The sequence below is a fragment of the Paradesulfitobacterium ferrireducens genome (genome assembly GCF_017310645.1).
Classification (GTDB): Bacteria; Bacillota; Desulfitobacteriia; order Desulfitobacteriales; family Desulfitobacteriaceae; genus Paradesulfitobacterium; species Paradesulfitobacterium ferrireducens.
This window is the reverse complement of sequence record NZ_JAFLRH010000002.1, coordinates 176,259-196,105: the sequence shown is the minus strand read 5'-3', so window position 1 is coordinate 196,105 and position 19,847 is coordinate 176,259. Positions and strand designations below refer to the sequence as shown.

General features: G+C 49.5%; 13 protein-coding genes. 1 reads left to right on the top strand and 12 read right to left on the bottom strand.

Annotated elements, in window-relative coordinates; all coding sequences use genetic code 11:
- Positions 1 to 18 precede the first annotated feature (18 nt).
- From J0X21_RS00980 to J0X21_RS00960, 5 genes are all read right to left on the bottom strand, one after another.
- Positions 19 to 4,326 carry a TIGR02680 family protein gene (locus tag J0X21_RS00980; RefSeq protein ID WP_206808885.1) on the bottom strand — a complete coding sequence of 1,436 codons (4,308 nt, stop codon included), beginning with the start codon at positions 4,324 to 4,326 and terminating at the stop codon, positions 19 to 21.
- Entirely contained in the window at positions 4,326 to 5,546 is a 1,221-nt protein-coding gene (locus tag J0X21_RS00975; RefSeq protein WP_206808883.1) for a TIGR02678 family protein, read from the bottom strand. Before J0X21_RS00975 ends, J0X21_RS00980 begins: the two co-directional genes overlap by 1 nt.
- A 19-nt stretch (positions 5,547 to 5,565) precedes the next feature.
- On the bottom strand, positions 5,566 to 7,044 hold the full coding sequence (locus J0X21_RS00970) for a TIGR02677 family protein (protein WP_206808881.1): 1,479 nt from the start codon (positions 7,042 to 7,044) through the stop codon (positions 5,566 to 5,568).
- A gap of 256 nt (positions 7,045 to 7,300) precedes the next feature.
- Positions 7,301 to 7,687, bottom strand: coding sequence for an RpnC/YadD family protein (locus tag J0X21_RS00965; protein WP_206808879.1), 387 nt, complete (start codon positions 7,685 to 7,687; stop codon positions 7,301 to 7,303).
- A 42-nt stretch (positions 7,688 to 7,729) separates the two neighbouring features.
- The gene (locus tag J0X21_RS00960) at positions 7,730 to 9,001 is read right to left on the bottom strand and encodes an MFS transporter (protein ID WP_206808877.1); all 1,272 of its coding nucleotides are present in this window, start codon (positions 8,999 to 9,001) and stop codon (positions 7,730 to 7,732) included.
- Positions 9,002 to 9,212: 211 nt separating this feature from the next.
- Between J0X21_RS00960 and J0X21_RS00955 the strand changes: the two genes are divergently transcribed.
- Positions 9,213 to 10,475, top strand: coding sequence for a PucR family transcriptional regulator (locus J0X21_RS00955; protein ID WP_206808876.1), 1,263 nt, complete (start codon positions 9,213 to 9,215; stop codon positions 10,473 to 10,475).
- Between the two features lie 45 nt (positions 10,476 to 10,520).
- Here J0X21_RS00955 and J0X21_RS00950 read toward each other — a convergent pair whose 3' ends face one another.
- The 7 genes from J0X21_RS00950 to J0X21_RS00920 form a co-directional block, all read right to left on the bottom strand.
- A complete protein-coding gene (locus tag J0X21_RS00950; RefSeq protein ID WP_206808874.1) occupies positions 10,521 to 12,086 on the bottom strand; it encodes a long-chain-fatty-acid--CoA ligase in 1,566 nt (521 codons plus the stop codon).
- A gap of 45 nt (positions 12,087 to 12,131) precedes the next feature.
- Positions 12,132 to 13,286: an acyl-CoA dehydrogenase family protein gene (locus J0X21_RS00945; protein WP_206808873.1), complete on the bottom strand. Its 1,155-nt coding sequence runs from the start codon at positions 13,284 to 13,286 to the stop codon at positions 12,132 to 12,134.
- A 58-nt stretch (positions 13,287 to 13,344) separates the two neighbouring features.
- Complete coding sequence (locus J0X21_RS00940) at positions 13,345 to 14,676, bottom strand: MFS transporter (protein WP_206808863.1); 1,332 nt, start codon at positions 14,674 to 14,676, stop codon at positions 13,345 to 13,347.
- 122 nt (positions 14,677 to 14,798) lie between these two features.
- Entirely contained in the window at positions 14,799 to 15,797 is a 999-nt protein-coding gene (locus tag J0X21_RS00935; protein ID WP_206808861.1) for an FAD binding domain-containing protein, read from the bottom strand.
- Complete coding sequence (locus J0X21_RS00930; RefSeq protein WP_206808859.1) at positions 15,778 to 18,108, bottom strand: xanthine dehydrogenase family protein molybdopterin-binding subunit; 2,331 nt, start codon at positions 18,106 to 18,108, stop codon at positions 15,778 to 15,780. The genes J0X21_RS00935 and J0X21_RS00930 overlap by 20 nt, the downstream gene beginning before the upstream one ends.
- Before the next feature lie 18 nt (positions 18,109 to 18,126).
- Positions 18,127 to 18,594: a (2Fe-2S)-binding protein gene (locus J0X21_RS00925; RefSeq protein ID WP_206808851.1), complete on the bottom strand. Its 468-nt coding sequence runs from the start codon at positions 18,592 to 18,594 to the stop codon at positions 18,127 to 18,129.
- A gap of 363 nt (positions 18,595 to 18,957) precedes the next feature.
- Complete coding sequence (locus J0X21_RS00920) at positions 18,958 to 19,836, bottom strand: hypothetical protein (protein WP_206808841.1); 879 nt, start codon at positions 19,834 to 19,836, stop codon at positions 18,958 to 18,960.
- Between the last annotated feature and the right edge of the window lie 11 nt (positions 19,837 to 19,847).

Here is a 19,847-nt window from a genome sequence, read left to right as displayed (position 1 = left end):
TCACCCACACTAACTTGCTCATCTCCCGGCCGCGGCCCCATACACCTCAGCCGCTTCTTCGCTCATATCCCGCTCTTCCACCAGCCTCCGTACTTTACCATCCCAAAAATAGCGGATAACCGTGACCCAGGAGGCATTCTTGGGCCGCACCAGCTCACAAATCGAGAGCTTGGCCACCGTATCATAATCTCCCCAGAGTGCCTGGGAATTAATAATGTAATTAAAACCGAGCCTTTCCATCAAATCAAACATATCACGGATATTGTTCTCATCCACGCCCGCAAACGCCTCATCTAGGGAAATCAGGCGCGGCGCCTCCGGACGGGCGTCGGAGTAGCGGGAATAAGCCGCGGAAAATAAAGGAATGTACATGGCCATGGCCTTTTCCCCGCCGCTGAAGGTATAGAAAACGTGGTTGGTCAGCTCCTTGCGCCGCTCCCCGCTCTTTTGATAGTACAGCGTGAAGGCAAACCACTGACGATAGTCCAGCATCTCTTTGATAATTTGATGAAAACTTTCCCCATACCCTTTTTCCGCTAGCACGCTCTTAGCCCGTTCAATCTTGGACCGGAAATGCCCCACAATCCTGGCCATATCAGACTCCTTCAGCAAGCGGGGATCGGCCTTCAGCAGCTGCACCAAGTCCTCCGTATCCATCTCTTCTTCATATTCCGCAGTGCGCGGACGCCAGCGCACGGAGAAATTAAGGCCGCTGGACGTGTCCCTTTGAGCCATCAGGTGATTCATTTCCTCCACCCAATGTTCCGCCCGTTGAATCCGTCCCCGGATGATGCGGCCGACGCTGTGCATAATGATTTCCTCATATAGCTCCCGGTCTTTTTCATTGAGCAGCTGTTCCTGAAGCGCAATATTTTTTTCCATCTGGGAGCGCGCATAGTACGGATTAACCTTTTTACCCTCGTACTCTAACAGTAAATACGTCCGCCTGGCCTTGATCCGCAGTTCCTGCCAGCGGCCCCGGTACAAATCATAGAGATCGGCGTAGACTTCGTCAGCTCCAGGCTCCCCTTCTGCTTCCAGCGCCCCTTTTGCTTCTTGTTCCGACTCGAACATTGTCTGCAGAGCCGGGCGGTACTCAACCAGGTTCCCTTGCTCCCGGAAAAAAGCATCGCTCACGCGCTCCTGCAAACTTTCCCGTTCTCCAGCCGTTCCTTTCCCGCCTGCCGCCACTACGGCCTGGGCTTCCTTAAGATAAAAGGCCAGGCGTTCATCCGAGACACTCTCCCCGGGCACCGCCTCTGCCTCACCTTGCTGTTCATCCGTTTCAAAGGCTGAATAAAACCCTTGGTGCAGCTTGCGCTCCGCCGCGAAAACTTCGAGCCACCGTTTCTCTAAGGCTTGGCTTAAATTCTGCTCCCGGCGCAGCCGTTTAAATTCCCGCATCCGCTGTTCCTGGGCGTTGCGTTTGGCCTCCGATTCTGTGATCTTACCCTCAATTTCCGCAGGCAAACGCTGCAAACGTTCAACTACTTGGCGCACCCGCCGGCGGATCTCTTCTGCTCCCAACTCATGCAGCCGGGCCTCGACCTTTTCCAGCTTGGCTTGAAGAGTGGCTTCCCGACCTCGTAAAACCTCCAGCTCCCCTTTGAGTTCGTCTACCTCCTGGGTCAGCTCCTCCAGCCTTGACCGTTGCAGTTCAAGACGTGAACGGGCGGAGATAATTTTTTGCCACAAAACCTCCAATTGTCCTAAATGCTCGCGGTACCCCTTGAAACGCAAAACCCCCGTGGCATAAGCTTCCTCGCTAAAGGCCAGGATGCTGGTGCGGGTTAGTTCCCGCAGGCGCTGCTTTACATCCTGCCACTGCTCCAGATCCGCCTTGAGTTTTAGATTTTTCTTGGCGACATCCTGCTCCAGCACCTGAATCTGGCGCCTGCTCGAATCCAGTTCCTGATGCGCCGTTTTAAGCTCACGTTCGCTCGGATAGCGCGCGGCCTCCTCGGCTATTAATTCCAGCTTTTGTTCAAACTGTTCCTGTGCCCGCACCAAATCCCCGCGCTCACTCCGAAACAGAGCCAGTTCTTTCTCCAGGCGGGCAATCTCCTTCAGCCGGTATTGGCGCCTGGCTTCTTTCCCGATATAAATGGATTCCTGTTCTCGCGGCGCCTGGCCCTGAATCAACCCGATCCGATAGCCTCCGTCTTCCGTAATCACGGTTCCGCCGGAAGTGCTATCATGCTCCGCACGCATGCGATGCGCCGTGTGCGCATGCTCCCCGACAAGTACTGTGCGCAGCACATTATCAATATCTTCCGCAGCAATTTCCACTCCTGCGACCGGGGTCGGGTAGAGATATTCGGCCAGGGTGTGGGTCATAAACTGGGGATTCGGCTCTAAAATACGGTCCGATTCAATGTTGGCCTCAGCCGAGCCCACAATCAAGGCATCCAGAATCCCGGCCTCTTTCAGGGCAGCCTCAAGTGAAGCCCGCAGCTCCTTGGGAACGTGTTCATGGAACTCCACGGCCGCGTAAAAAGGGAGAAACGGAACGCCCGCAGCCGCCAAAGCCCGCCTGGCTTCCTCGGTTTGAGCATGCCTGGGCGGCTCAGGATCCTTTTGGCCCTGCCACGCTTGAAGTTCTGCCTTCACCGCTTCGATTTTTTCTTCCTGCCGGGTGATTAAATGTTTAAGATCAGCTATTCCTACCAGCACCTGCTGCCGCAGCCGATCCTGAGCCGCACGCACTGGCTCCCTTAGTACATCCCAGGAATAACTGTCCGGGCACAATCGTATGCGCTGCATAAGCAGTTGCAACTCTTCCTGCTCCAGTTTTAGTTCTTTATTATCTTGATTCCATGCAAACACTTGATTGACCCAGTTCGCACGCTCTTCCTCAAGTACATCCGCCCATTTCTTGCTTTCGAACTGAGCCTGGTCCAGAGCCTTGGCCGCCTCTCCCAGATCAAGTTCAGCCAGGCGGTAGCGCTCCTGCGCCTGCCTCTCTTCCCTGAACATGCTCAAAGCCTTATCCAGGTACTCTTCGTGATCCCTGGCCTCTTTACGCCACAAGTTAAACGAAAAATTCTGCTCAATCTGGCCTTTAAATTCATCGGTCGCCACCTCATGGCTTTGAAAACCGGCTTCCTCCGCCAGAAAATCCATCTCATCCAGGCGTTCCTCAACCTCTTTACGTCCCTGGCGTTCTTTTTCTTCCTCTTGTACGATATGCGCGCGCGTCTCCCGCTCCTGGGTTTCTTTCGCGCTTACAGCCCGCTCTTTTTTCTCACGCTCAGCTCTGAGCGCTTGCTGTTCCTGCAAAAGGAGAGACCGCTCCCGTTCCGCCCGGAAGACATCATGGTCCTGAAGTTCTTCCTTTTCCTTATCTAAAACGTCTTGTTCCCGTTTTAACTCCTCAAGCTCCCGCTTACTGGCGTTTAGTTCCTCATTTCCTGCCGCCAACGCTTTCTCGGCCTCGGCCACACGGCTTAAGCCCTGCTGACGCCGCTTATGGGCCTGCACCAAGCCCTCTCCTTTTTCCCAAAAGACGCGCTGATTATACTGGTCATACACTTTTAAAAGCCTCTGCAAGGCTTGTTCTTCGCGCACGGCCTGGTCCAGCTGGCTCTTGATTTGATCCATATTCTCAATCGTATCGGAAAGGGGCCGCAGCTCTTCATCCGTAAGCGCGGGCAGGGACTCGGTCAGGATTTCATACACCACCGTCGGCCGGAAATCCTTGGACAGCTTGGGGCTGCGCAGCTGAATCAGAAGTTTCATCAGGTCTTCAAACGTTTCCAGATCCCGAAACCCGAAAACGTGTTTATTCACCAGAGCCATATACTCCTGTTGCGTGCGCACGACTTGTCCGCCTTCCCCCAAGCGGTTCTCCAGCTCGCGCCGGCTGAGAGGTATTTTGACTGTCTCCCCTTCAGAATCCCGCTCCGTCTTATATAAAAGAAAATCGCGACCAATCCGGCGATTGTCCAGAATCACAAATCCCCAAAAATCCAGACTGCTTTGGCGTTTAGCCCTCAGACCGATCCCCGTCGTCAGGTACTGCCCCCTGCCCGGTCGTGCGTATTCCAAATACAGGTAACCGGTCCGTTCATCTTGTTCAACGACTTCCTTTTCCCCCAGCAAATAATCCTCCATCCGCCGGGCTCTTGAACCAAAGGGATCGAGGCGGTCCGAACTTTTCTTTCCATCCAGCAACACGGTGATAAGGCTCTGCATGGTCACGGATTTACCGGAGCCGTTTGCCCCGCGCAGCAAAAGTTTGCCTTCAGCACACGGAAGCTCTTCATCATCGAAATACCAAAAATTAAATAATCCGGCCCGGTTTAACTGCCAGCGTTCTAATTCCATTATCTAGCCCCCTCTGCCACATCAACGGACGCCTGTTCTCCCTCCGGCTGCCAGCCTTGCTTACTCTCAGCAAAATCCGGAGGATACTCCCCTCTCAAGCGGGCCAAGGCCGGGCGCAGGATAATCCGCCCCGTCTCTTCTTCCACCGCAGCCATCTTCCAATCCATGAGTACGTCCAACAGTTCCCGGCGTACCTGGCGGATCAAGCTTTCCCGGTACTGTTTGCCCCATCCCCCGCCGAACGCCTGCCGCAGCTGCTCTACGGCCTGGGTAAATTCCACCGGAGTTAAACGAATGGACCCATCCCCTTCCAGCAACCATTCCTTGCGTTCCTGCCGCTCCCGCGCCAATCCGGCAAACTGCAGCGCCAAGTCGCAGACGGCCCGCTGGTCCGGAAACAGGGTTAAGCTGGCCTTGCGCTCCTCGGCCGTCAACATCGCGCTCTGCTTATACAACTCAAGCCGGTAGCCGGTGTGCATCTCCAAATCTTCCTGCAGGCGGTTGCGGTAGTTGCGCAGGTAGAGAAAATCCAGCTCCCCCATCTCCCCCTGATAACAGACAGGACTAAGCACCAACTGGCGGTAAACCCGGTAACGCCGGGCGGCTCCAGTCTCTTCCTCCGTTAAATCCGCAGACAAAAGTTCCTCTTTACTAGCAAATTGGGCTAAGTCTTTGGGATAAGAGCGCATGAAATAGCGCGCCATCACCGTGGCCTCATACAAAACCTCGGAGGATTCATTGAAATTAAAGGACGAAGTATCCCCGTCCACTACCCGCAGCATATTCATCTCTGTCATAAATTGCAAAACCCGCACCAGGGATTTGCGGTGTTCATAACTGCGCCAGTCCAGCGGAAGTTCACCTGGGTAAAGCGCCTGAACTTCATTGCAGAGATGGGAGAGCAAAAACTGCTCATCTACCGCCTTCTCTTCCACAAAGGCCAGAAGGCAGCACAACATTGCATAATCTCGGGGATGCTGAAAGTGCCCGATCCCCATCCAGGGCTCAGTGCGCGCCGGAATCTTCTCTAACTTGACAAAGTGCCGGTGCACAATCAAATGGTAGCCAAACTTGTCCAAGACATAATCGCGCAGGACTGCCTCCCGTTCACGCACGGTTTGGTATCCTTCCGGGTTTTCCTCCCGCACCAGCCAGAAATTCTCTAAAAGAAGCTGCAGCCCGTCGCGTGCTACATCGTCAAAACTACGCCTCTCCGCCATCAAATTCTTCCCTTCAAACTTACTCGAACTCCAGGACATAATCGGGCATCTCTAAGGTCCCATCGTGCGCGACCAGCTTTACCCGTTCCTTGCTCGCCAAATGCAGCCGGAAAATCCGCCCGGTCTCAGTCTTGCCCTTATGGTCGCGCGCCCCCATGCATTTGGCAATCCAAGTAAGCAAGGTTTTACGGATATAGGGGTCAACCGGCGGCAAGTCTTTAATCACGATTTTATCCTGTGAGATCAAATCCTCCAGCAGTTCCTGTTCCTCCGCTTTCTGCCGCAAATAGCGATCCCGGGTTTCACTTTTTTCCCGGGCTTTACTCATAACCGCATTCGGCCGTACCTTTTCCTTATACGCGCGGATTTTAGGCCGGATCACCAGAGAAGCCGCAGGTTCCTGCCAAATTTCAGTTTCAATGGACTCAGTCCGTTTGGGCGCCTCAGCCCATAAATGGCGCGTATGAAAAACCCCGAACACTGAGGACGAAAGCTCATGCGCTTCAGCCAGAGATTCAGCCTGTACAAACCAGTTCGCCAAGTGCAAATAATCATTGCGGCGGCTGCGCAAGTGATGGCGCGCTTCCCCCAGGCGCTGGGCAAAGCGCGTGAGGCGGCGGATGGTCTCATTGGTGGCATTTTGGAGATAGATTAAATCACTCTCGCGCCCTGCCGTTCCTAAAAACCAGTGACTTAAGACTTGCCATTTCTCTTCATAAGCGTTGATCAACTGCTCACGCCGGGGGCGTTCATCCAGCCGGGGAATGCTTAGTTCATGATCCGCCAACCTTTCAGCTAATCCGGAGACGAAGGAGGCGGGAATCTCTGCAAGCATCCCTTCTATCCGAAAGGAAGTTCGCTGCAAACTGGTCATAAAACTGCGTAGGTACTGCGTCAAAGCCTCCTTATACACCAAGAACGCTTCGGTCAGCATCTTCTCTTCTACTTTTTCGCTTTGCAAATGAGCCAGATAATCAGTGGCATTTTCCGTAAGTTTACGAAAATCTTCATAAAGATCCTGCCACATTTCAAATACCTTGTCCAAGGGCACGGAAAAGATGACATACTCTTTCCCGGCATCTAGCTCTGTCAGACGCAAAAGCCCCTGCAGCAACCTATCAAAGAGGGTATGTTCAAGTGAACCGCCAAACCCCTCCCCCAAATTCTCCAGTCCAATCACCATGCGCTCGATTTCGATTGTGTACGGGGTCAGCTGGTAACGGAATTTCCTTTTCTTAAAGTCCTCAATCGAACTTACCCGGCCGGTATCCTGGCGGGGGACAAGATTTTTCCAGTTGACCAGCATGTTCAAATCCTGCTCCAGCATATCCTCGGAATATTCCTGAAAATGTGGATTCTGCCGCAGATACTCAAAGATCTCTTCCAGCACCAGATAATGCCTCAGCCGCTCATGCTGCTGGTAGAAGTAACGCAAGATCGTGCGGTAGCGCCAGGCATTCCCTACCGTTAAATATGTAGCTTCACTCACCGGCTTCATAAGCCGGTCATTCCTAAATTCTTCGACCAACCGGTTTCACACCCATCCTAATTTCGAGTAAATTCTTCCCATTTCTTTACATTATAGCATATTGCCACATCCCGCTGCTAGGGAATTTTAACCTAACCAGATTAGAGGTAATACTTTCCTAAAGAAAGGAAGGAGCAAACAACTTAAATAAACTAGTTGTTTGCTCACAAATTTGCATCTACTACGTATGATAAGTTGGTATCTTTTTACTTTGCATTGCTGTAACCTAAGATATAATATCCTGAATAAGGTTTTGCGCCTCATCTAAACTTGTGACCTTAAAAATCCGGTTTAGCAAGCGAGTAAGCGATTCCAAGTCTGTGATTCCTCGAACTTCAGCTTGAAGAGATTCAGATGCAGTTCCAAAACGCGCATCGAGATATTGGCAGATAGCATCCTGAGCCATTAGGCTCTGACCTTCTGCACGGCCTTCTGCACGGCCTTTTTCTCTGCCTTCGGTCAACGCTCTCTGTTCTCTCAATTCCGCAGCCTTTGCCGCCGCCATCCGATCTATAACCGCTTTTCTCCGGTCAAAATAGAGTTCTCTCAATTTAGGGTCGGCACTCACGTTTTCCCAATCTTTCATTGCACGGCTGATCATCGGATCATCCATAGCAATCACCTCCAGTTGTCTGCGAATTTCATCATCCATTATTTAACGGTTGCAAGTAGTCCCTAGCTTCTCTTTCACCGGCAACAGCATCAGAATCCCTACAACCAACAAAATCGCCAACATCATCCAACTAGCTTGATAAGACTTAGTTATATCAACGAAATAGCCAAACAACGGCGGAAAAGCCAAAACTCCCAGCTGAATTAAAGTTATACTAAAGCCTACTGCCGTACCCGCCTGGGCTGCTCCCGCCAGCTCTGAAATAAGAGCTACATAAACCCCGTTCCAGCCAATCGCGGAAAAACCCAATAAGAACGACATGATTCCTACGAACCACACGGACGATGCCGGGGTAAGGAATATCATTGAAAAAGACATGACCACCGCAATAGCCCCTACACTTATTAAAGCGGGACGACGCTTTCCTCTAAATATGGTATCACTGACAAATCCCCAAAAAATTCTTCCGATAATTCCCCCGCACTGGCTTATTACAAGAAAAATACTGGCCAGCGCGATCGAAAACCCGATTTGGTCATGCAGAAAAAGAACTAAATAAGCAATCACAATAAATTGAGCCCCCATGAAGGTGACTGCTGTAAGACTTACAAGCCAAATATTGAAATTACGAATGATCCATCTGAAGTTTAACTGGGCTTTATGGGGATTATCCGATGCCGCCTTGGAACGGGGAGACGTTTTGTATAATAATTGAAATAGAAGCGCCCCGCAGATAGGCACAACCCCCATGACAGCCATGCCCGCCTTCCAGCCAAACGCCAGGGCCAGATGGGGTAAAACCAAGGCTGAAAATAATCCGCCCAAAGGAACGCCGGTCTGCCTGACACTAAAAGCGAAGCCCAGTTTAGACGGGGGAAACCAACTCATTATCGCTTTGCTTCCCGCCGGAGTTGCTGAAGCTGCCCATAGCCCCGTAAAAAACAGAAGCAGCAGCAGCACCGGAAAAGTGTTGGAAAGGGAAGCCAGCATAATTCCAGCACCGGTAAATAGTCCGCCAATTAAAAGGACGATTTTTTCCCCGCGGCTGTCAACGAACCGCCCGGCAAGCAAAGCCGTAAGAGTCATGCCAACATTAACGGCACCGCCAATAAAACCAACTTGAGATTTATTGAGCCCCAGCCCTGACTCGATAAAAGGAGCCAAAGATCCGATTCCCAGTGAGACGAAAGCGATTGAGGCCTGCACTCCGGTAGCAAGAATGAGAATCAGCCAGCTATAAAGCATAGAATTGGACCCGGCAGTTATGTTCCCTCCAGCTGCCAGTCTTTTTTGAACGCCTGTGTTGTGGTTCATGATGTCCTCCGGTTTTGCTATAGAACTAATATGATTGTAATCCTATCAGCCCTATATGAAAAGCTTCTAACTTGGTTGAAAGGAGAGCTCTATTCATCCCAAATACCAAATATCCAAAAGTATGTGAATAAACTGTCTCGCAGTTAGATGATTATGATAAAATAGAGTATATTTAGCCGTAACTTTTGACCTACTGGACTGGAGGAATATCATGATAACTAAAGGAACCGGCTTTGACTACCTTTCCCCAGAGATAGATTCTTTCATGTTATCGCTAATAACGGAGACAAATAGCCAAGGTATCGCCGAAAGGTTGGGTTCCTTACTTGGGCGGCCGGTTCTGATTGAGGATAAATTTTTTAGAATTTTAGGCAAGTTTTTAATGGATCCAGATGATCTGGCGTTTACTAAACCCCAATTAACAGACCCTTTCATAAAAGAATTTGTGTTAAAGATTCAAGAGCAAAAAAGCCCTGTGGTTATGCCTCCTCTCCCTCAGTATGGGGTGAGCCAGTCCAGAACAGTCTTTCCAATAGTAACCGGAGATGCTCTCCATGGCTATCTTCATATCTTTGATAAGAAAAACCCGCCGGTTATTTCAGCTGAAGACCGGACCATCATCACCAAGGTATTATTGGCCTTATCGATAAAGAATTTAATCGAGGACGCAGAAATTCAGACCAGAGAAATAATTCTTGGAAATCTGTATAGGAAATTAATTTTCAAACAATATGACAGTGAAAAAGTAATCCAGGAAACAGCAACGGTTTTGAATTTAGACTTAACAAGACCCACCTGGTTAATCATCGCCAATGTTGAAGGGCCCGTTCCCAATATTGATAAGTTGAAAGCAATCAAAAGCTTTTTATTCGAGCGAGATATCGAAGCGACAGTAATCTGCCTTCAAGAAGAATACTTTTTGATTTTGATCGCGGAAGGAAATAAACAGATCAAAAAAGTGACCATAATCTCCCGCTCGCATCATCTCATTGAACACATAGTCAAATGTTACTCCGAAACTCAATGCTATATTACTTTCGGTCGTAAATGTTTGCAATCAGGTGACTACTATAAATCTTACAGCGAGGCCTTAAAAGCTCTTGACTATCTGAAACACTCCATTTCCAAAAATCAGGTGTTATCCTTTGACTCTTTGGGGATTATTGGTTTGGTTACCTTACCCGAAGATGTGGATCAAATGCTATCCTTTGCTGAATTAATTCTTAAACCACTCCTCGAGTACGAGGAGCATACTCCTTCAATGCAACTATTGCAAACTCTTGATTGTTTTCTCAAAAACGACTGTCAATTTAAAAAGACGGCCAATGACCTTTACGTCCATGCCAATACTTTACGCTATCGTATAGAAAAAATTCAAGAAATTTGTCAATTGGATCTAAACGATGCCGAAGTAAAATTCAAACTATACCTGGCCCTGAAAATATTTAACCTAAAAGAAACACTAACCAAATAGAAATGGCCAGAGGTTATCCCTGGCCATTGTCATTTCAGGTTGTTATCATTGCTTTAATTGCTCCTTAACGAGTCGGCGGAGAATCTTGCCTGAACCCGTTTTAGGTAAAGTATCCCTGATCACTATCCTCTTGGGCATTTTATATCCCGCAATCCTTTCCCGACAATACTTCATAAGCTCTTCTCCATCAACATGCATTCCTTGCCATAAGGCCACAACCGCCACCACTGCTTCGCCCCATTTTTCATCCGGAACTCCTACAACAGCGGCTTCTTTAACCGCCGGGTGTCCGGCAAGAACCGACTCCACTTCATTGGGATAAATATTTTCGCCCCCGCTGATAATCATGTCATCCTTGCGATCAACAATATAGAGGTACCCGTTCGGGTCAAGCAGGCCCATATCGCCTGTTAACAGCCAACCGTTTTTTATTTTCCTGCTGGTTAACTCAGGCTGCTTCCAATACCCGGTGGTAGTGCTCTCACTCCTGACCGCAATCTCTCCCACGGCCCCCAGCACCAGGTTTTCTCCTTCTTGACCGACTATACGCACTTCCACATTAAAATGGGGAATCCCGACAGACTCTAAGCGTTTCCTTTCTAGGCTCCCTGCCTTTTCTTCTGAACCTTTAATATGATCCTCTCTGGAAAGACAACTTACAGACGGACCATTTTCCGTTAATCCATACATTTGGATAAACCGATCATGTCCAAATACAATCATGGCCTTTCTAAGCAAAGAGAGCGAGACAGGTGATGCAGCATAAAAGATAGTCCTTAAGGAACTTAAATCATACTCTTGTATATGCGGAACTTCCAAAAGTGAAGCAAGCATCGTTGGGACCAAATGAATCACTGTCACCTTTTCTGTACTAATAGTTTGCAGAACTTTTACGGCATCGAATTTTTCCATCATGATATTGGTTCCGGCAACGTACGCAATGGCCGAAGCCATGGTATGCCCGCCGGAATGAAAGAGGGGCATAACATTTAAAGTAATATCACTTTTCTTAAGCCCCAGCTCCGAGATAAAAGTCTTGGCTGCCTCCAGCTGCATGCGCTGGCTGAACATCACCCCTTTGGGCAAGCCCGTGGTGCCGCTGGAATAAATAATATAGGCCAAATCGTCCTCTAAAATCTCAGAACGGGAATCGTCCGGTTTAGCCGCCTCCAGTGAGCTTTCATACGGTTCGGCCCATTCAGGCAGTATCTCTGACTCTTTGGTGCCAAACACCAGTACATGCTGCACATACGAGAGTTGATTTTTAATCTGTAAAACAACTTTTAATAATGAACCGTGAATGATCAAGACTTTGCTTTCACTGTGATTCAGGATAAAAGCAATATTGTCAGGGTCCAGCCTCCAATTTAAAGGTACGCATACGAAACCGCCCCGCTCACATACATGCATACACTCAAGATACTCTTGGCAATTGTAAGCCAGTATGGCTATACGCTCCCCTTTTTCCACTCCCCTGCTCTTCAAAACGCTGATTAAACGGCGCACACGCTGATCCAGCTCCTTATGAGTCAATCTCCGCTCACCGTCTACCACTGCCGGAGCATCAGGATAATAAGTTGCATTCTTATTCAATATGCGCGCTGCATGCACCTCAACTCACTCCTTTCAGCGCTTATGGCCCCGAATAGTTTCCACTTAAGCATACTCTCTGCCCAGCAAATTCCTGGCAATGATCAGTTTCTGGATCTGGCTGGTCCCTTCAACTAAAGTTGCATGCTTGGCATCACGTGCCATGCGCTCCACTTGGTAGTCCCGAATATATCCATACCCGCCCATTGCTTGAATGGCCTTGTCTGTGATCTTGACACAGGCCTCGCTTGCGAACAGCTTAGCCATGGCCGCATACTGGGCAATAGGCTCAATTCCCTGATCCCAGCGGTTGGCTGCATCATACACCAGATGACGTGAAGCTTCCAGGAGAGTCTGCATCTCAGCGAACAAAAATTGTACTCCCTGAAATTTACTAATCGGCTGTCCGAACTGAACCCTGGTTCTGGCGAACTTAACCGCTTCATCCAGCGCTCCCTGGGCTATGCCTAGGCACTGGGCTCCAACCATAATGTGGGAACGGTCCATAACCCGCATAACCATTTTGAAGCCTTCACCCTCACGACCAATCAGATTTTGCACCGGAATCTTGACATCTTCAAAAATCAATTCTGCCGTGGGCGACCCATGCAAACCCATTTTCTTTTCGAGCGTACCAGACGAAAAACCAGGGGTGCCTTTTTCTACAATAAATAAGGACAGTCCTTTTTGGCCGGTGCGGGCATCTATGGTTTTTGCGCCGACCGTAACAATATCGGCGATATTTCCCTGGGTAATAAAGCATTTGCGGCCATTAATAACGTATTCATTACCCTCGCGTACGGCTGTGGTCTGAATGCCGTTGATATCAGAGCCTGCATTGGGCTCAGTCATGGCAAAGGCCGGTATGAGTTCTCCGGTGGCCAGTCTCGGAAGATACCTGGCTTTTTGCTCATCGCTGCCGAAAAAGCATAAGGCTCCGGTACCTAAAGCCGTGTCCCCGTATGTCATGGAGACGGCCGCACTAACACGGGCTATTTCTTCAATCGTAACACAGAAACTAAGCCAGCTTCCGTCCTGGCCGCCGTATTCTCCAGGAAAGGGGAGAGCAAAGAGCCCTTGTTTGGCCAGTACTTCCCTAGCATCCCAGGGATATTCGTCTTGCTCATCGATTTCCTGAGCCCGGGGGGCCAGCTTATCGTTCACTAAACGGCGGACATTATCTTTTAGAAACTGAACATCTTCTGGGATTTCCAGATACATAACCATGCCTCCCCTGAGTTGAATCTACTCCCTGAGTTGAATTTTACTCGTCAGAGTTTTACTCGCTGACTGCAGGCGAGCTTGCTACTACAGTTTTAATGATTATTCTTCCGAAAGTGCGACCCTCCCGGGTAAACAAGACAAAATTCAGCACCGCACCCAACAAAGCAGCAATAATCAAGAATAGGAATCCAGCGGTGAAAGAACTCGTCAGGGCAATGATCCAACCCATAATATAAGGAACAAATCCGGCCGAGATTTGGGCAATTCCTTGCCATAGTCCGGTTGCTCTGGCCGTAACACTGGTTGGAACAATCTTTTGCAAGACCACAAAAGATGCTCCGAACGCCCAGCATATTCCTCCCATGGCCAGTGACATCCAAAGAGCACTGGCAAGATTGCTTTTTGACATGACCGCCATACTCATACTAATGGCATAGGCGAGACATCCGCTCCACATAAAGATGGTGCTGCGTCGAACTCTGAACATTAAATACCCGCTTAAGAGCAGCAGTACTGTGCCGACAAGGTAAGGTAATGCAGATAAACCGCCCATTTGAGCCCAGGTAAAACCCCTTTCGGTTTTAAGATACGAAGGCAGCCATGTGAGCAGACCCCAAAACATCCAAGTAGTTAACATCCATGTTATGGCTGATAGCCAATAATCAGTGCTAGTTAGAACTTTTCTCCATTCAGTTTTCACCTCGACACCTTGTCCTGTTGCCGACTGTGAAGTTCTTTCAGCCTCAAGTTCTTCTTCAATATAACTTAGTTCAGTCTTTGAAATCCAGCGTGACTCTTGAGGACGGTTGTAAACGAAAAGGAGAACTAATGGGATCACGATTACAATTGGAACGACTCCTAAGATAAAAAAGGATGCCCGCCAACCCATCGTACTCACAATCCAAGCAACCAGAGGCATCGTTATCGCCGATCCTACAAAAAGACCCGTACCCCAAATGGAATTTGCCATTCCCCGCTCCCTCGGTGGTGCCCAAGTTTTCACAACCATTGAGTTTACCGGCAATTGAAGACCTTCACCGATTCCGAGAACTAATCTTGACAAAATTAATGCCACAAATGACCCAGCGATACCACCTAAAAACATCGATGCAGACCAAATTAAAGCCACCATCACCAGACCCCTGCGCGCACCAATCTTATCCAGGGCAAAGGAAAGCAGAAGCGCTGCCCCGCCATAAGCCCACAAGAATACTGACATCACCAGCCCACGCAAGTCAGGCCTGTTTGCAATCCCCATATCGTTTAAGAAACCCGTGTCCGCAATTAAAACCGAGGCATTGACTCGATCGAGATAAGCTACTAAGAGTGCAACAAACAGAACAAAAACAACAATATACCCGGAGCGCCATGAACCCTTCTCAGCCATGTTTTTATCCCCCTCTTCTTAAAACTGATCTTGGTGGTCCTGAAAGATTTATTCCTCTATTTAATAACACTCTCATAATCCCTTTCCTCTCCGAACCATTTACCAGTATCCGCTTCTTTTATCTAAACATTGCCAATGGCCATGCTCCCGGCTTTTTCTAAGGCTCTCCGCGTTAGTACTTTTACCAGCTTCTTCTTGTAATAGGGTGACCCTCCCATTCTGTGTATTGGTCGTGCACTTTGGTAAGCCAATTCAGCTGCTTCCTCCAACGCTTCTTCCAGTTTGCGCCCAAGCAAGGACTTTTCTGCTTCCTCGACCCTGCTTGGAGCAGTTCCCACGGCATTAAGCACAATACGGGCACGCGTGCATACTCCGCCCGGTTGCTCAAAAGAAAGTGCCACTGCTGCTCCTACTACAGGAAAATCAACCGCTTCCCTCAGCCGATACTTCTCATAAGCATGGCCCGCATATGGTGGACTTATCGGGATAATTACCGATGTAATGATACTTTGAGCATCCAGATTGATCGGCCTTTTACCATTACCACTGTAAAGCAGCTCCAACTCTTGTTCTCGCTCGCCTTCAGGCCCAACGATTCTTACCCGGGCACCCAAGGCAATCAAAGCTGGAGCAGTATCACCGGAATAAACCGCATGGCACATAGGACTTTTGGCAGCCACATAGCAACGGTCACCGCCTGTTTTATAGCAAGGCGGGCGTGATTGCCGCCAGCGCTTGGACTGGTTAAAATAATAGCAGCGCGTATCAAGACAAAGATTCCCGCCCAGCGTCCCCATGCTCCGGTGCTGAGGCCCGCCTACCACAGAGGCTGCTTGGGCCAGCAGAAGAGCTTTGTTCAAAATCTCCGGAGACGATTCAATAGCACTTAGTTTTGTTAAAGCGCCTATTTCCATTTCATCTGCGCGGGAAACGATGCCATAGAGATTAGAAATCCCTTTTAAGTCGACGACATAGCGCAAATTAACAATCTGATGTTTAAGCTTAACTATTAAATCACTGCCGCCAGCAATCACTCCTGCTCCCCCTTGGTACTCAGAAAGCATGGCTACAGCCTCAGCAACGGTCCCAGGCTTAAGATATTTAAATTGAGGCAGGTACAATTGGACCACCCCCTTGTTCTTTCTGTTCCAGTGCCCTTAAGACTTTTTCCGGAGTAATCGGCAAATCAGTAAACATGATCCCGGTCGCATCATAAATTGCGTTTACAATGGCTGGAACAGTGGATACTTGAGTACCTTCGGCAGATTCTTTCGCTCCGAACGGACCCAGCGGATCATTCGTTTCGATGTTAATAGATTCCATGACCCCAGGCATATCCAGCGCTGTCGGCATCTTATAATCCAGGATCGACGGATTAAGGGTAAGTCCATCCTCATTCAGGCATTCCTCATACAGCGCCTGACCCATGCCACCGTAAATTGAGCCGTCATGCTGACCCTCCACAATTAAAGGATTAAACATTTTGCCCAGGTCGTGGGCCACAATCATTTTCTTTAATTTGACCTGACCCGTTTCCCGGTCCACCTCCACCTCGGCAACCTGGGTGCCAAAGGTATAGGCGTTGGCCACATCCCCTTCACCGGTATCCCAGTTGGGCAGAGCCACATTTTGGCCAAAGTACCCTTCTCCGATAATAACCTGTCCGGAGCCGTACTGGTAAGCAAGGCGGCAAAGCTTCCCGAACGGCATCTGCTTGGTTGGGTCTCCCTTAACAAAGGCTTTGCGCTCCCTGAATTCAATTTCAGCAACCGGCGCATCTAAAAGCTTGGCTGCCACCTCCGCGAGCTGGGTGCGGCATTTTCCAACGGCAATAAGCAGTGCGGGCCCGGCTGTTGAGGTAACCCGGCTCCCGTAGCTCCCCGGATCAACCGGAGTTAGAAACGAATCCACGCGCGAGACATGAACGTCTTCCAGAGTTATCCCCAATACTTCAGCGGCCATAGTAGCCAGTACCGTTTCTGCCCCTTGGCCCGAATCGGTGGCCCCTGGCAAAACCGAAACTGTGCCATCTTCGTGGACCTTAACGACCACAGCACAAGCCGTATGCCCGTGCAGCCTGGCCCCGGACATAAAACCGTTGCAAGCCAAACCAATACCTCTTAAGTAGCGGCCGCCTTTTTCCCGTTCTTTAGCCAGTTCTTGTTTGCGTTCCTTCCAATTAACAAATTCAGTTGAGCGGTTGATCGTTTCCTTCAAGCCGCAACTGCTGATGTGAATCTTGTTCACCGTCACGTGTCCTGGTTCGATGGCATTCTTTAACCTGATTTCAACCGGATCCAGGCCCAAGTCCTTGGCAATCAGATCCAACTGGCAGTCGGCCGCAAATCGGGTCTGAGGCACCCCATGACCGCGCTGGGCTACGGAAACTGGTTTGTTTGTATAAACCCGCCAGGCATCATATTTTAAGTTAGGCAATTTATAAGGCAAAGTAAGAAAAGCACCAGCGAGGTAAATAGTCATCGGTCCCACCGCCGTATAGGCTCCGCCGTCCGCAATCACCCGGCACTCAGTGGCTAACAAGGTTCCGTCCTTTTTGACTCCCGTCTTCATATAAATAATCATCGGGTGCCGGCGCCTGCCGGCCATCAGCACATCCTCGATATCATATACAAATTTCACCGGATGCCCCGTTTTCTTTGACAGCATAACCGCGGCATAGTCTAAGGCAAAGGTATCATTTTTCCCGCCAAATCCTCCGCCAACAACAGGCTGGATTACCCGCACATTGCTCAGAGGCACCTTGAAAGCACTGGCCAGGTTCCGGTAAGGAAAATAAGGGCTTTGTTTGGATCCCCAAAACGTGATTTTCCCGGGTTCTTCGTACTGGGCTATACAGGCATGGGGCTCCAAAAAGCCATGGAGCACTGACTGGCTATAGAAGCGGTCTTCCCGAACATGGTCCGCCCGGGCAAAGGCCGCTTCCACATCCCCAAAATTGAAATGCATTTCCGCACTAATGTTGCGCTGCACATGGTCGTGAATAGCCGGTGCGCCTTCCTGCATTGCCTCTTCGGGATCGAACACTGCCGGAAGCTGTTCATATTCAACCCGGATTAATTCAACGGCTTCGTGAGCAATATCCGGATCAATCGCCGCCACCGCAGCCACTTCATCCCCGATGAAACGGACTTTGTCCGGGGCCAAGGGGGACTCATCCCGCGTATGAGCCATAAAACCATGACGAAATCCATTGAAGTCCTTGCCGGTTATTACCCCCCGCACCCCCGGCAGCCTTTCAGCGCGGCTGGTATCAATCGACAAGATCCTGGCATGGGGATACGGACTTCTGAGGACTTCCCCATAGAGCATTCCAGCTACGCTAAGATCAGCCGCATACTGCGCCTTGCCGGTTACCTTGGGAATCCCGTCAACTCGGGGAGTGGGCTTACCTAAAATAGCAAACTCGCTCATCACCTTTTCCTCCGTTCATCACTGAATTTCTGCCTCGGCAGCAGCGAGAATTGCTTTCACCGGTTTGTCATAACCCGTACAGCGACAGCTATTGCCTGAGATAGCCCGGCGCACCTCTTGTTCTGTCGGTTTCGGGTTTTTGTCCAGTAAAGCCTTGCCCGACATAATCATTCCTGGGGTACAAAACCCGCATTGGACTGCCCCATGCTCGTGAAAAGCTTTTTGGAGGGGGTGCAATTCTCCATTCTGAGCCAAGCCCTCGATGGTTGTAATTCTCTTCCCTTCCATTTCCACAGCCAAGGTTATGCAGGACAAAATGGGCTCCCCGTCTACAACCACGGTGCATGTCCCGCACTCCCCGATATCACACCCCTTTTTCGCCCCGGTTAAGCCTAGTCGGTCGCGCAATACATCTAACAATGTTTCATTGTCTTTCACCGCTAATTGATGCCGGATGCCATTTACAACAAAATTAATATTAGTCAATCTGCATCTCTTCCTTCACAAAAGTTTTTCTGCTAAGATCTTCTGAACTTGAGTATTGAGTATTAAGATTAAATTAACTGTACTATCTGAACCCGAATTATTCATCATGCAGAAGCAATAATGGTCTAATTATTCTGACTACTTTCATTGTACTTTTGCACTAGGTTCATAGCTGCTATCTCTAATTGAACTCTGTTTTGTATGTTAAGTACAATCAGGCACCAAACTGACCATAAAATATGAGCTAAAATTCCAAAACACATGTCAAAAAGCCAACCCCTTAGGATTGGCTTTTTGGATTACACTGCCGGTTTACTCCCTTGCCCATTCCATCTCCAACTTTTCGGGAATTGACAGCCGGTCTCAGGAAACCAAGCTTTTCATCCTTTGCACAAGCTCGGGAAGTATTCCGACACTCATGTTATGAGGGATCTCCCGGTCAGTAGTAATCATCACTAAGTTCCGTCGGTCCTCAACGCTAAGGGTGTCCATTACTCTAGCGTCCTGGCCCTGCTGCCTATCCGGGAACTCGGAATCAAGCGCCAAAGCCCACGGTCTCTGAGCTAATATCCCTTGTGCCTGCATCGCCGGGACACTCTCCTGATGAAACGTCGGCACAAATCCAGGGCATTCATTCAACGCTAGAGAAATCTCGATCAGATGTCCATTTTCAGCCATCACGATGGGCAGCACTTGGTAATAGCTAATAATATTGCCCAAGCCCTCCATAACATCCTGCCACTGGGGCCAAAATTCGGGCAACCCTGTCGGTAGTTCCTCTTCCCGCACAATGATAAAATCAGGGTCTTGCTCACAATAGGTTCTGAGAACATAATTCAAACGGTCTGCCCCGGCATCTAAAGCATCGTTCCAACTGGAATCATTCCAGTCACTTGCACCTTTCCCGCCACCGGCTGTGAAAGGCCCGGGTACGACCAAACCTATAATTTGACTGTCACGAAATCTTTTGCGCAGGCGATTGAGTGTTTCCAGGCTAACTTTTAGCGTGGTGTCGGTTAAGTCATTGGCGATTGCCGAAAACATACACCCTAACTTTAAATGAGCTTGCAGCTTTTCCAAGGCCAGTGGAATTTTCGTTTCATTCCCAATGAACATTTCCAAAGGCAAGTTCTCTATTTGGGCAGCCTGGCTGAATACTTGCGGGGCAACGAGAGTTTCTCCCGGTGCAATCCCATCACTCACCAACTTTTTTATCATGGCCCGGTTAACCTGTGCACACATCATTAGCACCT